The organism is Massilia sp. METH4 (assembly GCF_037094685.1).
GTDB lineage: Bacteria > Pseudomonadota > Gammaproteobacteria > Burkholderiales > Burkholderiaceae_D > Rugamonas.
Genome location: NZ_CP146614.1, coordinates 4,768,403 through 4,782,124, shown reverse-complemented (window position 1 = coordinate 4,782,124; position 13,722 = coordinate 4,768,403). Strand labels below are relative to the sequence as shown.

Annotated in this window: 14 protein-coding genes; 1 reads left to right on the top strand and 13 read right to left on the bottom strand. The window is 67.5% G+C overall.

What is annotated here, in order from left to right:
- Positions 1 to 348: 348 nt before the first annotated feature.
- Positions 349 to 1,683: a sigma-54 dependent transcriptional regulator gene (locus V6Z91_RS21070; protein WP_338760719.1), complete on the bottom strand. Its 1,335-nt coding sequence runs from the start codon at positions 1,681 to 1,683 to the stop codon at positions 349 to 351.
- 308 nt (positions 1,684 to 1,991) lie between these two features.
- On the opposite strand from V6Z91_RS21070, the gene V6Z91_RS21065 reads away from it, so the two are divergent.
- Positions 1,992 to 2,624 carry a 1-acyl-sn-glycerol-3-phosphate acyltransferase gene (locus V6Z91_RS21065; RefSeq protein WP_338760716.1) on the top strand — a complete coding sequence of 211 codons (633 nt, stop codon included), beginning with the start codon at positions 1,992 to 1,994 and terminating at the stop codon, positions 2,622 to 2,624.
- Between the two features lie 129 nt (positions 2,625 to 2,753).
- Here V6Z91_RS21065 and V6Z91_RS21060 read toward each other — a convergent pair whose 3' ends face one another.
- The 12 genes from V6Z91_RS21060 to sulP all read right to left on the bottom strand — a co-directional run bounded on the left by V6Z91_RS21060 (position 2,754) and on the right by sulP (position 13,538).
- Positions 2,754 to 3,320: a HupE/UreJ family protein gene (locus V6Z91_RS21060; RefSeq protein WP_338760713.1), complete on the bottom strand. Its 567-nt coding sequence runs from the start codon at positions 3,318 to 3,320 to the stop codon at positions 2,754 to 2,756.
- Positions 3,321 to 3,334: 14 nt separating this feature from the next.
- Positions 3,335 to 3,970 carry an urease accessory protein UreG gene (ureG, locus tag V6Z91_RS21055; protein WP_338760710.1) on the bottom strand — a complete coding sequence of 212 codons (636 nt, stop codon included), beginning with the start codon at positions 3,968 to 3,970 and terminating at the stop codon, positions 3,335 to 3,337.
- Positions 3,971 to 4,001: 31 nt separating this feature from the next.
- The gene (locus V6Z91_RS21050; RefSeq protein ID WP_338771976.1) at positions 4,002 to 4,682 is read right to left on the bottom strand and encodes an urease accessory protein UreF; all 681 of its coding nucleotides are present in this window, start codon (positions 4,680 to 4,682) and stop codon (positions 4,002 to 4,004) included.
- Positions 4,682 to 5,212, bottom strand: coding sequence for an urease accessory protein UreE (ureE, locus tag V6Z91_RS21045; protein ID WP_338760707.1), 531 nt, complete (start codon positions 5,210 to 5,212; stop codon positions 4,682 to 4,684). The genes V6Z91_RS21050 and ureE overlap by 1 nt, the downstream gene beginning before the upstream one ends.
- A 15-nt stretch (positions 5,213 to 5,227) precedes the next feature.
- Complete coding sequence (gene ureC / locus V6Z91_RS21040; protein ID WP_338760704.1) at positions 5,228 to 6,928, bottom strand: urease subunit alpha; 1,701 nt, start codon at positions 6,926 to 6,928, stop codon at positions 5,228 to 5,230.
- Positions 6,929 to 6,951: 23 nt separating this feature from the next.
- On the bottom strand, positions 6,952 to 7,281 hold the full coding sequence (locus V6Z91_RS21035; RefSeq protein ID WP_338760701.1) for an urease subunit beta: 330 nt from the start codon (positions 7,279 to 7,281) through the stop codon (positions 6,952 to 6,954).
- Between the two features lie 8 nt (positions 7,282 to 7,289).
- Entirely contained in the window at positions 7,290 to 7,592 is a 303-nt protein-coding gene (locus V6Z91_RS21030) for an urease subunit gamma (protein ID WP_338760698.1), read from the bottom strand.
- A 12-nt stretch (positions 7,593 to 7,604) separates the two neighbouring features.
- A complete protein-coding gene (locus tag V6Z91_RS21025) occupies positions 7,605 to 8,468 on the bottom strand; it encodes an urease accessory protein UreD (protein WP_338760696.1) in 864 nt (287 codons plus the stop codon).
- Positions 8,469 to 8,597: 129 nt separating this feature from the next.
- Positions 8,598 to 8,828 (bottom strand): hypothetical protein, encoded by a 231-nt coding sequence (locus tag V6Z91_RS21020; protein WP_338760694.1) that lies wholly within the window; start codon positions 8,826 to 8,828, stop codon positions 8,598 to 8,600.
- A 186-nt stretch (positions 8,829 to 9,014) separates the two neighbouring features.
- Complete coding sequence (locus tag V6Z91_RS21015) at positions 9,015 to 10,073, bottom strand: hypothetical protein (RefSeq protein WP_338760692.1); 1,059 nt, start codon at positions 10,071 to 10,073, stop codon at positions 9,015 to 9,017.
- Positions 10,074 to 10,149: 76 nt separating this feature from the next.
- On the bottom strand, positions 10,150 to 11,898 hold the full coding sequence (locus tag V6Z91_RS21010) for a DUF885 family protein (RefSeq protein WP_338760690.1): 1,749 nt from the start codon (positions 11,896 to 11,898) through the stop codon (positions 10,150 to 10,152).
- Entirely contained in the window at positions 11,895 to 13,538 is a 1,644-nt protein-coding gene (gene sulP, locus V6Z91_RS21005; protein ID WP_338760687.1) for a sulfate permease, read from the bottom strand. Before sulP ends, V6Z91_RS21010 begins: the two co-directional genes overlap by 4 nt.
- Positions 13,539 to 13,722: the final 184 nt, after the last annotated feature.

Genomic DNA, 13,722 nt, shown 5'->3' with positions numbered 1-13,722 from the left:
CACGGCGAGGGCTGGGCGCCGCGGACGCCCTGTGTCACTCAGGAGTAACAAGCGAACGCGGCGCTGGAACTGCCGGGCTGCCGTCCGCCCCTTTCAGTACAGCTGGCGAATCGTCTGTCACATTCGCGTGACAGCCCACAGTGCGGCGAACGCGGCCGCTGCTCCGGCGCCTAGGGAAGCGCTGATTTATTGCTGGTGGATGAGATTGGTCCTGAAAAGCGTGTCCAGCAAGACGCAAATGGCCCGTCATACTGGGGGGTGCGGCCGCCGGTATGGCGGGCCATTTGTGCCGCAGCTGGGCGCGTTTTTCAGGGCCAAGATCGCCGCCATGAATAAATCAGCGCTTCCCTAGGGCTCGCGCTTGCGCGCCGGCGGAGCGATGCGGTGCTTGGCCATCAGCCGGTACACGGTCATGCGCGAGACGCCCAGCTCGCGCGCCACGTGGGTGATGCTCTTGCCGGCACCGAGGCCGGCCTCGATGACGCGCCGTTCGGCCTGCACTCGGGCGCCATGCAGGGGCAGCGGGGGCATGGCCGCGGTGTCCAGCCCCAGGTCGTGGGGTTGAATCAGCCTGCCTTCCGCCATCACGGCGGCGCGCCGCACGCGGTTATGCAGTTCGCGCACATTGCCGGGCCAGTGATGGGCGCGCATCGCTTCCAGCGCGCCGTGCGAAAAGCCGCGCACGTGCGCCGAGCGCTCGCGCGCATGGTCGCGGAAAAAGGTTTCGGCGAGCGCGGGCACGTCCTCGCGCCGCTCGCGCAGCGCCGGCATTTCCAGCGCCAGCACGTTGAGGCGGTAGTACAGGTCTTCGCGGAATGTGCCGCGCGCCACCGCTTCTTCCAGCCGCACGTGGGACGCCGCGATCACGCGCACGTCGACCGGCAGCGGCCGGGTGCCGCCCAGGCGGTAGATGGTCTTTTCCTGCAGGAAGCGCAGCAGGTTGGCCTGCATGTCGAGCGGCAGGTCGCCGATCTCGTCGAGGAAGACCGAGCCGCCGGCGGCCGACTCGATCAACCCGGGGCGTGCCCGCCCGGCACCGGTGAACGCGCCCCGCTCGTGGCCGAACAGCTCGGACTGCACCAGGTTGGCGGGGATCGCGCCGCAATTGATCGGCACGAAGGGGCCCGCCGCGCGCGCCGACCCTTCATGCACGGAGCGGGCGGCCAGCTCCTTGCCGGTGCCGCTTTCGCCCCAGATGAGCACTGGCGCATCGGCGGCCGCCACCTTGCGCAACTGCCGCCGCAGCCGCGCGATCGCTTCGCTGTTGCCCGTCAGGCGGGCGAACTGCGACTCGGCCGCCGGCGGCTCCGCTGCGCGGGGCTGCGTGGCAAGCGCGGCCTCCAGCCTCGCCATGCCATGGGCGTGGCCCAGTGTCTGCCTCAGCCGCGCCGCCTCGACGGGGGCGGTGTGAAAATCGATGCAATGCTCGGCAACCAGGCGGCGGCACGCGGCGTCGTCCAGCGCGGCGGGGCTGCACAGCGCGACCCACCGGGTGCGCGGATGTTCGCGCAACAGTTCCTCCAGTGCCCTTGTCCCCACTGGTCTGCCGAGCACGACGATGGCGACGGGCACCGGGTGCGCGCGGAGAAACTCGCGTGCCTGGGCAGGGTCGCGCGCCGTGCGCACGTCGAAATCGGCGGCCGCGCGCAGCATTACCCCGGTTGCGGGGTCGGGCGCGGGCATGCAGAGTAGTTTTCTCGTCAACATGTGGCACACGGTGGTTGTGGGGAGACAAAGCCGCGCTGGTCGCCGCCGGTCACGGCGCTTCGCATCGATCCGTCCTGCAGTCTTGTCCGCCGGCGCCACGCCTGCGCGGCGATCGGCGCATCCTTGCAGTTCGCGCAATACCGCCCGCGGGCGCCTTGCCGCACCGGATCGGCAGGGATAGAATGCCGTCCGCGGTTTTCACGAAGTGAAAAGCCGGCATGGCGCGGCACCGCAATTCCAGGCTGGGCAACGCGGTGCCCCGCGCCAACACGTCAGGACACGAAATGAACGACCAGGGAATCAACGACCACCGGCTGCGGGCAACCCAGCTGCCTACCTTTGGACAGCGGCTGTCCTTGCGAGTTCTGCATTTCTTCGGCTGGAAGATGCTGTACCGGCCCCTGCCCGGCCCGCGCGGCATCGTGGTCGTCTATCCGCACACGTCGAACTGGGATTTCCTCGTTGGACTGTTCGGCAAGTGGGCGCTGGACTTGCCGTTCCGCTGGCTGGCCAAGGATTCGCTGTTCCGCATCCCCGTGCTCGGCCGCTGGTTCCGCTGGCTCAACGGCCAGCCGGTGGACCGCACCGCGCCGCAGGGGATGATCCGCGCCCAGGCCGAGCGCATGCTGGCCGCCGACTGGTACTGGCTCGCCATCACGCCCGAAGGCACGCGCGGCTACCGGCCGAACTGGAAGAGCGGCTTTTATCACCTGGCGCTGGAAGCAAAGGTGCCGCTGGTGCTCGTCTACCTGGACTACCCGAACAAGGTGCTGCGCGTGACGGACCAGCTATGGATGACGGGCGACCCGGAGCGCGACATGGCCGCGATCCGTGCCGTGTATGAGGGGCACCAGGGCAAGCATCCCGAGAACGCCGCGCCCATCGTGCTTGGCGAGCGGCGCAAGGAGCCGCGTTAACGGCACGGTTTCAGGCAACTCTGTTGTTTTGCGACCAGCTCAGCAATTGCAGCTCAAACCATAACTCTCTGATTTTGCTGGCTGTTCCCCAAAGTCGGGGACAGTCCCTGTTTTTTGGGCAACTATTGCTCAGGCCAGCGCCAGCATGCCCAGGCCCGCGGCGGCGATGGCGCCGCCGGCGAGGCGGGCCAGCGGCAGGGTGCCGATTGCCCGGCCGGCGCCCAGCAGCAGCGCGCTCATGCCGAGGTAGCCGGCGGCGCTGGCCGCGTGCGGCAATTCCAGGCCGTGGGCGTTGCCGTGCAGGACGGCGAAGCTGCCCAGCAGTGCGGCACCGGTCCAGGCCGGCAGCTTGACGGCGGCGGCGACCAGCGCCCCCGTCAGCATCACGGTCAACGCGATGCCGCTTTCCAGCCCGGGAATGTGCAGCCCCGCCATGCCGGCCGCGGCGCCGGCTCCCATCATCGCCAGGAAGACGGCCGGCAGCGCCAGCGATTGCCGCCGGGCGCGCAAGTTCAGGCCTTCGGCACGCTGCTGGCGCACGCTCCAGATGCCGGCTGCGAGCAGCGCCAGCAGGTGGTCGATGCCGGTGAGCGGGTGCAGCACGCCCTCGGCAAACCCCAATTCGGCATGGCCCGGGTGGGCCAGCGCGGGCACGCTGGCGGCCAGCAGGACGGCGGTGGCGAACAGTTTTTTCATATCTCTCCTCGTGATTATCGTGCGTGGACCGCGCCCTGCCCCAGCAGGCCCTGTTCGCGGATGAATGCAATGACCTTGTCCACCCCCTCGCCGCTGCGCAGGTTGGTGAACACGAACGGCCGCTCGCCGCGCATGCGTTTCGCATCGGCCGCCATGATGTCCAGGTTGGCGCCCACGTGCGGTGCCAGGTCGGTCTTGTTGATGATGAGCAGGTCCGAGCGTGTGATGCCGGGCCCGCCCTTGCGCGGGATCTTTTCGCCGCCGGCCACGTCGATCACGTAGATCGTCAGGTCCGACAGTTCCGGGCTGAAGGTGGCGGCCAGGTTGTCGCCGCCGGATTCGACCAGGATCAGCTCCAGGTCGGGGAAATCGGCCTGCATGCGCGCGATGGCTTCCAGGTTGATCGACGCATCCTCGCGGATCGCCGTATGCGGGCAGCCGCCCGTCTCGACTCCCATCAGCCGCTCGGCCGGCAGCGCTTCGGCGCGCAGCAGGATTTCCATGTCCTCGCGGGTATAGATATCGTTCGTGATGACGGCCATGTCGACCGAGTCGCGCATGCGCTTGCACAGCATTTCGCACAGCGCGGTCTTGCCCGAGCCGACCGGCCCGCCGATGCCCACGCGCAGTGGATTGGATTGAACCACCATTGAAATCTCCATAAAATTCCAGGACCGGTAATCAGGAACGATAAACCCGGCTGTACTGCACTTCGTGGCGCATCGACAGCAGCGACAGCCCCGGCGTCCAGTTCGACAATTCATGTTCGGCCAGCGATTGCGCGCACAGCGCCGCCGCCTCGATCTCGGGCCGCAGCGACAGCAGCAGCCTTTGCCCGGCCACCTGCCCCAGCGGCACCGACTTCACGCACACCAGCACCTGGTTCTCGACCCACGAGAACAACAGCGCCAGCAAGGCTTCCTCGTGCGGGATGCCCAGCGCGGCCACGGCGCACGCGTATGCCGACACCAGGGGCACCTCGCCGGCATCCTTCAGCATGGCCAGCGCGCCTTCGTCGGCAATGCCCAGCTCCTCGATCAGCCGCGCCAGCGAATAGCCCATCTGCACGGTCTCGGCGCGAAATTCCGCCGTGTCGCGCGAAGCGATGGCCTGTTCCGTCAGCTCGGCCACGCGCTGCGCGTCGCGCTGCGTGAACGCCTGCATCAGGCGCCAGCACAGCGGCGCTTCCCAGCGCGCCACGACCTCGTGCAACTGCCGGGCGATCCACGCATGCGCCCCGGCCGCATCCTTGACGAGCCCCTGCTCCAGCGCCGCCTCCAGCCCCTGCGAGTAGCTATAGGCACCGATCGGCAGTTGCGGGCTGGCGAACTGCAGCAGGTGCAACAGCTGGGCGGCGGCGATCATGACGCGCCCTCCTTCGGATCGCCCGGCCGGTGGATCTTCTGCCGCAGCGGGATCGGCGCCAGAGGACCGGCACCGTGGTCGTGGTGATGGTGGCCGCCGCCGAATCCAGCTGAATAAGCACCGGATTCGGGTTCGAACGGCGCCTGCTCCGCGATCACCGTGGCGCCCAGGCCGTACAGCATCTCGCGCAGCACGGCATCGGCGCGGATGCGCAGGTAGCCCGCTTCCACCTGCGCCTGCGTGTGGCGGTTCCCCAGGTGGAAGGCGCAGCGCAGCAGCGCCTGGGCGTCCGGCGCGGTCACGCGGTAGGTCGCCTCCGGTGCCGCTACCACCTTCACCACGCGGCCATCCTCGCCCGTCAACAGGTCGCCGCCGCGCAGCACGGTGCCGCGCACGGTGAAGATCGCCACCTCCTCGCCCGTGTCGAGGGTGGCGCGCAGCCGGCATTTTTCACGCAGTTCATAGGGCAGCACGAGCGAGGCGTCGATACGCTCGGCGTTCGTCAATTTGGTGTGAAGAGTGAGCATAGGTTCGGCTGTGATTTAGAACAGGAAATAACGTTGCGCCATGGGGAGGACGGCGGCGGGCTCGCACACCAGCAGCCGCCCGTCGGCGCGTACTTCATAGGTTTCGGGATCGACTTCCATCACCGGCGCCAGGCCGTTGTGGATCATGTCGCGCTTGCGGATATTGCGGGTGTTCTTCACGGCGATCACCGGCTTGGCGAGGCCGAGCCGCTCGCCGATGCCGGCATCGAAGGCCGCTTGCGATACGAAGGTGAACGACTTCTTCAGGCCGCCGCCAAAGGCGCCGAACATCATGCGGTAGTGCACGGGCTGCGGCGTGGGAATCGAGGCGTTCGGATCGCCCATCTGCGCCGCCGCGATCATGCCGCCCTTCAGGATCATCGACGGCTTCACGCCGAAGAAGGCCGGCTTCCACAGCACGATGTCGGCGATCTTGCCGGCTTCCAGCGAGCCGACGACGTGCGAGATGCCGTGCGTGATGGCCGGATTGATCGTGTACTTGGCGATGTAGCGCTTGACGCGGAAGTTGTCGTTGCGCGCCGAATCCTCGGGGAGCGCGCCGCGCTGCACCTTCATCTTGTGCGCCGTCTGCCAGGTGCGCAGCACCACCTCGCCCACCCGGCCCATGGCCTGCGAGTCGGACGACATCATCGATATCGCTCCGATATCGTGCAGGATATCCTCGGCGGCGATCGTCTCGCGCCGGATGCGCGATTCGGCGAACGCCACGTCCTCGGCGATGGCCGGATCGAGGTGGTGGCACACCATCAGCATGTCGAGGTGCTCATCCAGCGTATTGACCGTGTAGGGCCGCGTGGGATTGGTCGACGACGGCAGCACGTTCGATTCGCCCACGGCGGCAATGATGTCCGGCGCATGGCCGCCGCCGGCACCTTCGGTATGGAAGGTGTGGATGGTGCGGTCCTTGAACGCGGCCAGCGTCTCTTCGAGGAAGCCGCCCTCGTTCAGCGTGTCGCTGTGCAGGGCCACCTGCACGTCCATCCGCTCGGCCACGGACAGGCAATTGTCGATCGCCGCCGGCGTGCTGCCCCAGTCCTCGTGCAGCTTCATGCCGATGGCGCCCGCCTCCACCTGCTCCTCGAGGGGGCGGGGCAGCGAGACATTGCCCTTGCCGAGAAAACCCAGGTTCATCGGGAACGCGTCGGCCGCCTGCAGCATCGAATGGATGTGCCAGGGACCCGGCGTGCAGGTCGTCGCCGCCGTGCCGACGGCCGGGCCGGTGCCGCCGCCCAGCATCGTCGTTACGCCGCTCATGAGCGCTTCCTCGATCTGCTGCGGGCAGATGAAGTGGATGTGGCTGTCGATGCCGCCCGCCGTCACGATCATGCCCTCGCCGGCGATGATTTCGGTGGCGCCGCCGATCGCCATCGTCACACCCGGCTGGATATCCGGGTTGCCGGCCTTGCCGATGCCGGCGATCCGGCCATCCTTCAGGCCGATGTCGGCCTTCACGATGCCCCAATGGTCGACGATCACGGCATTGGTAATCACCGTGTCCATCACGTCGGCATGCACGCGCTGCGACTGGCCCATGCCGTCGCGGATCACCTTGCCGCCGCCGAATTTCACTTCCTCGCCGTAGATGGCGTAGTCCTTCTCGATCTCGATGAACAGCTCCGTGTCCGCGAGGCGGATGCGGTCACCCGTGGTGGGCCCGTACATCTCCGCGTAGGCGCGGCGGGAAATGGTTGCCATCTGATCTCCTTATTCTGCTGTTTTTATTCCGACTGATCGGGGTTGTCCTTCAGCTTGCCCATGACCTGGCCGGCAAAGCCATAGACTTCGCGGTCGCCCTGCACCGCGATCAGTTCCACGGTGCGTTGCTGGCCCGGCTCGAAGCGCACGGCCGTGCCGGCCGGGATGTTGAGCCGCTTGCCGTAGGCCTTCCAGCGTTCGAACGACAGCGCGTTGTTCGCCTCGAAGAAGTGAAAATGCGAGCCGACCTGGATCGGGCGGTCGCCCACGTTGGCGACGACGATGGTCACGGTCTCGCGGCCATCGTTGATCGGCAGCTCGCCGTCGTTCAGTTTGTATTCACCCGGGATCATGTTTCACCTCACGGTATCGGGTTGTGGACGGTCACCAGCTTGCTCCCGTCCGGGAAAGTCGCTTCGACCTGGATATCGGGGATCATCTCGGGGATGCCCTCCATTACCTGGTCGCGGGTCAGGATTTGCGTGCCCTCGGACATCAGCTGCGCGACGCTTTTGCCGTCGCGCGCGCCTTCCATGATGGCGGCCGTGATCAGCGCCACCGCTTCGGGGTAATTCAGTTTCAGGCCGCGTGCCAGGCGGCGTTCGGCCAGCAGGCCGGCCGTAAAAATCAGCAGCTTGTCTTTTTCGCGGGGAGTCAGGTCCATGGGATTCTTTCTTCAGGTGCGCCAGCTGCGCAGGTCGATCGCCTCGCGCCCCAGCACGGCCGGGCGCACGATGCGCCAGGCTGCCAGCATCAGCTCGCGCGCGGCCTCGCTGTCGTGGCCCAGCCAGCGCACGCACAGCACGTTCTTCATCTGCGTCACGCCCCAGCACGGGCCGTCCGCCAGCGCGCGCAGCGCGGCCACGGTGTCGCTCGGGACCGGCCTGCCAACGGCCAGCAGCATGGCGGACACGGTGTGCCCGGCCAGGCCCAGCGGACTGGCGACGGCCGCGGGCGTCAGCGCGCCCTGCTCCCACCACAGCAGGCGGCCACCGCGCCGCACGGACGTGCGCTGGCCGACGCGCCCGGTCGCGAACGATTCGCCGGAGGCGCGGCGCCCCAGGCACAGGATCTCGCAGCCGAGATAGTTCGCGTCGGGCGCCAGCGTCACGTGGTGCTCGAGCTCCACGTGGGCGTCGTCGAAGAAGATGGTTTCCTGCGGCAGCCATTCGAGCACGCCGCCGGCCGCCACCGCCAGATTGACGCGCTGGCGCGACACACGACCGTTGGCGCGGTACCACTTGCCGGCGCCGGGCGTGGTCAGCACGGCCCAGGCATTCGGTTGAAGCACGGCATCGATGGCAAGTTCATCGCCGCCCACGACACCGCCGGGGGGGTGCACGACGATCGCATGGCAAACGGCCGGGTCTTCGGGATACAGCGGCTTTTGCACGCGCAGCGGGCCACGGTGCTCGCGGCGGGTCAGGCGCGTGGTATCGCTATCGCGGGTAAACGCCAGCGTGAGCTTTGCCTGCCACGCGCCATGTTGGGGAGTCGCGTCGGCGGACGGGAGGGGCAGGCGTTCCGTACAGTCGGGCATAAAGGGTAGATCAATGATAACCCTGTACTCCGAGCAAGTTACGTGCCAGCATTTTTGGGGCAGGGACGCCCCGCGATGCACCACGGCAGAGCATGCGCACTGCCGTGGTGCATTGTAGAGGAAAAAAACTTACTTCAGGTCGACCGGCTCGCTTTCGTCGAGCGTGTAACGCACGTTGCGCAGGCCGTTTACGCGAAGGAATTCGCGCACCGTCAGGCCGGCGGGATCGGCGCTCTGGCGGTTCTGGCGGTGTTCATTGCGGACGATTTCGCCGGCGATTTCGATATCGCGCAGGCGGTAGGGCGTGTCGACGACCAGGGGGTTGTCATTGTCGTTGTACCAGATCTGGTAGAGCGGCATGGTGTGGTTCCGTTGTAGTGGAGAAACAATCAATGCGTTGCTCAGTGTCCACTGAGCAATAACACAATCTTTCACAAATATATTATCTTTTCGCACCAATGTGTACGCTTCAGTGGTCGCGCCGCGGTATGGAGTGCCGATATGGTGCGCCGGCACCACACTCCACCCCGCCCCCAGCGCCCGGTATCAATCGAGCCGCGGTGTCGCGGAGCAGCCGGGTTGCTCCAGCAGTTGCGCCGCCACATTCGTTTCGTGCGGCAGGCTCAGCCGTAACGCGCGGCCCGTTCCGCCCTCCTCGATCCCGGCAGCCGGTTCGCTGAACGTGGTGGGAAAGGCGGCGCTGAAGGCGTCGCCATACTGGGCCCGTGGCGCCGCTTCGAAACGCTGCCGCTCCGACGCGCTCAAATTGGCCGGCAGCGAGCGGTCGATCTGGGTCAGGACCAGGACGCCCTTTCCATCCCTGATCGTGGGACGCAGGACGAGCCGGATCGGCTGGCCATCGCTTGCCCTGAGGCGGGCACTGGCGAAGCTCATCGCGCAAATCGTCTTCACGGTGGAAGCGAACTGGCGCAGCAGCTTGCTGTCGACCTCCCCCATGTCGGAAAACGTCACCCGGCCGCCGGCCGGGTCCAGCCCGTAGGCATTGTCATAGCCGGCATGGAAACGGAACTTGACGGTCGGCGGCGGCTGCAGGTCCAGCGCGGCCACCTGCGCCGCGGTCATTCCCAGGCAGGCCCTGGCAAGGCAGAGCTGTCGTCCCGCCGCGCCCTCCGCCGGTGCGGCTGCCGCGGGCATGGTGCCGTCTTGCGGAGCCGCCGCGGTGGCGACGCCGGTCGCGATCTTGCAGAACTGTTCGCGCACGGCGGCCGCCGGCGACTGCACGCCGGGCGGATTGTTGTACATGAGGGCCACGGATACGCCGCCGCCCTGCGCGTCGGCAAACGACAAGCCCAGGGTGCCGGTCTTGCCGCCGGCCGTGCGCTGGCCGTTCCTCGCCAGGACCGCGCGGTTGACCGCATCCTTCGTCGTCACGGACCAGCCCTCGCGCTCCAGTACCGCCTGGACGGCGGCGAAATGGGCCTCGGCACTACCCGGCTGCGAAGAAAATCCGGTGAAGGCCGTGCCGTGGTCGGGCGCCGCGCCGACGCGGAACTCCGTCACGCAATCGGTGGCGAGCACGGGATTCGCGTGAGCGAGCAGAAAGGCCGCGGCGAGGGGGGCGAAGGGAGAGTGCAGCGGAGACATGAACATGAACCTGTGATAAAAATTGCCAATTTATCATTTTTACAGGTCCGGAAAACTCGCCAATTCTCACTCACGCTCAGTACGGTCCCCTGCCCCCTTCGCGGATGAACCGCTCGATCCGCGCCTTCAGCACCGGCAGCGGCACCGAGCCGAGCTCCAGCACCGTGTCGTGGAAGGCGCGGATGTCGAACTGCTCGCCCAGCGCCGCCTCGGCCGATCTGCGCGCCTCGATGATCGCCATCTGCCCCAGGTAATACGACAGCGCCTGCCCCGGCCAGGAAATGTAGCGGTCCACTTCCGTTTCCACCTCGTGCCGGGACAGCGCGGTGTTGTCCATCAGGTAGCGCTGCGCCTGCTCGCGCGTCCAGCCCCTGGCGTGGATGCCCGTATCGACGACGAGGCGGGACGCGCGCCACGCCTGGTAACTGAGCATGCCGAACACTTCGTAGGGCGTCTCGTAGATGCCCATCTCCGTGCCGAGCCGCTCCGAGTACAGCGCCCACCCTTCGCCAAAGGCCGAGATATAGGCGTTGCGGAAGGCCGGGCGGCCGCCCTGCTCCAGCGCCACCGGCATCTGGAACGCGTGGCCGGGGGCCGATTCGTGCAAGGTCAGCGCGGGAAGGCTGTACAGCGCGCGCGATGGCAGATCGTAGGTGTTGACGAGGTAGACACCGGGGCCGCCGCGGCCGGACGTATAGTGCGGCGCCTGGTCCGGCGGCACGGGAATGATGGCGAAGCGGCTACGCGGCAGGCGGCCGAAATACCGCTCGGCCTTGCCATCGAATTTCTTGGCGATCCAGGCGGCGCGCATCAACAGTTCTTCCGGTGTCTTCGCATAGAAGCGCGAGTCGGTGCGCAGGAATGCCAGGAAAGCCGACAGGTCGCCGTCGAACTTCACCTCCTTCATCACCTGGGCCATCTCGGCGCGGATCCTGGCCATCTCGGCAAGGCCGATGCGGTGGATTTCCTCGGCCTTGAGATCGGTCGTCGTGTACTCGGCGATCTTCGACTGGTAATACGCCTTCCCGTCCGGGAGGCTTTCGGCGGCGAGGTTGTCCGTGGCGCGCGGCACATACTCGTCGCGCATGAACTTGCGCAGTTCGGCGTGGGCCGGGGTCACGCGGTCGCGGATGGCCCGCAGGGCGGCGGCGCGCAGCCTGGCCTGCTCGCCGGCCGGAATCGCTGCCGGCATCGTCTTGAACGGCGCATAGAACGGCGTGGCCTCGGGCCTGGCGTCGACCACGGCCGTGATCGTGGCGTCGCGCCCGGCCAGCGTGACCTTCGGCGGCGTGAAGCCGCGCGCCAGGCCCGTGCGCATATTGGCGACCTCCTCGTTGAAGTAGCGCGGCACGTCGTTCAGCTGGGCCACGTAGTTCTCGTAGTCGGCCTTCGTGCGGAACGGCTTGCTCGCTTCGTAAGTCATGTTGAACCAGAACGAGGAATCGGCGTTCAGCGGCTTTTCGTATTCGCGAAAAGCGATGTTCGCCACCAGCGCCGCCACCTGGGCGCGGTACACGGCATAATTGACACGCTCGGCCTGGGACAGCTCGTCCACGGCGATACCGTCGAGCTGCTTCAACACATTTTCCCAGCGGGCGCGGCGGGCCTGCTGCGTGGCCGCGTCCACCTTCGGCAGGCTGGCGCGGATGCCGCTCGTGTCGTCTTCCTCGTTCTCCAGACGCTGCTGCTGGCGCCATTGCCACTCGGTCTCGTAGATCGCGCGCAGGCGCAGGTCGGCATCGGCGGGCGCGCTGCCCGTTGGCGCCGCGTGGGCGGCGGCGGCGAACAGCAGGCACGCGGCAAGGGCCGCGCTGGTCTTCTTCATCGTTTTTCCTTGTTCTCGGCGTTCAGGTGATCGCTGGCCATCGCGGTACTGAGGAACAGCTTGCCGTTCAGCTGGTCCAGCAGGGTGCTGTCGCGCAGGCGGTCCATGACGGGGCCCTTGACTTCGGCCAGGTGCAGGCCGATGCCGCGCGCGCGCAGGCTGGCATTGAGTTCGGCCAGCGCGAACAGCGCCGTGGTGTCGATCGAGCTGACGGCCAGCATCGACAGCACCAGGTGGCGCGTCGCCGGGTGGGCGCGCAACTCATCCTCGATGCGCTCGTTGACCGATTCCACGTTGCCGAAGAACAGATTGGCGTCGATGCGCAGGATCAGCACGGACTCGCAGCGCGTGGCGGCATAGCGGTCGACATTGCGGAAATGCTCGGTGCCGGGAATGCGGCCCAGCACCGCGATGTGCGGGCGGCTGGCGCGCCAGATCAGCGTGCCCATCGACACGACGACACCGACGATCACGCCCGCCTCCACGCCCAGCGCCAGCACGCCAACGCAGGTGACGAGCCAGGCCAGCGCGTCGCCCCGGTCGTAGCGCCAGGCCGTCTTCAGGGTGTCGAGTTCCAGCATGCCGAGCACGGCGACGATGATCGTGGCCGCCAGCGTGGGCAACGGCAGCAGCGCGAGCCAGCCGGTGGGCAGGGTCAGCGCCACGGCCAGCAGCACCGCCGAAATGACGCTGGCCAGCGGCGTGTGGGCGCCGGCGGCGAAATTGACCGCCGAGCGGGACAGGCTGCCCGTGACGGGGAAGCCACCGGACGCCATGCTGGCGACATTGGCGGCGCCCAGCCCGACCAGTTCGCGGTTCGACACGAGCTTTTCGCCGCGCTTCTGCGCCAGCGTTTGCGCGGCGCTCATGCTCATCAGGAAAACCACGAAGCCGATCAAGAGGCCCGGTTGCAGCAGCGCGCGCCAATGCTCCGGGGACGTGGCCAGGTTCAGTCGCGGCAAGCCGCCGGGCACCGGCCCTGTCAGGTGGATGCCATGCGCGCCATACGCCGCCACGAACGCGGTGGCGGCCAACACCACCGCCATCGGTGCGAGCTTGGCCAGCACGTCCGCCGCGGCGGCTTTCATGCCGGTCCGCTTGAGCAAGCCGGCCAGGTGGCTGCGCGCCAGCAGCAGCAAGGCCAGGGATGCGCCGCCAAGGAGCGTGCTGGGCAGATGCGGATGCTGGAGCGGGCCGCCCAGGAGCGGCTTCACCTGCCCCCAGGCGATGACGAGCGATGACCCGACCGTGAAGCCGCTCATCACCGGCCGGGAAAAGAAGTTAGCCAGGAAGCCCAGCCGCAGCAGGCCGCACAGCAGCAGCACGCCGCCCGCCACCAGCGCCAGCTGCGCCGCCAGCACGCCGTGCAAGCCGGGTGCGCCGTGCGACAGCGGCGCGATCGCCGCCCCCGTCATCAGCGACACGATGGCCATCGGTCCCACCGACTGCGTCATGCTGCTGCCGAACAGCGCGTAGACAAGCGGCGGCAGGATGCTCGCGTACAGCCCCGCCACCGGCGGCAGGCCGGCCACCAATGCGTACGCCATTCCCTGCGGCACCAGCATCATCGCCACGACGACACCCGCGCCGATATCCCCGGGCAACGCCGCGCGGCGATAGTGTCTGAGCCAATCCAGCATGCCTTCGAAACCTGTTATGACAATCGAAGGCGCAAGCCTAACACGCCAGCCGCCCTCCCCAAAGGATGAGCTCGTGTCTCCCTGGTGCCAGGCACCAAGGAGACACGAGCTCGGCCGCAGACGGGTCGCATGGGAAAAGTGAAGCCCGCCCCTGGCACGAGCACCGCATCTGTGCGGAACCGCA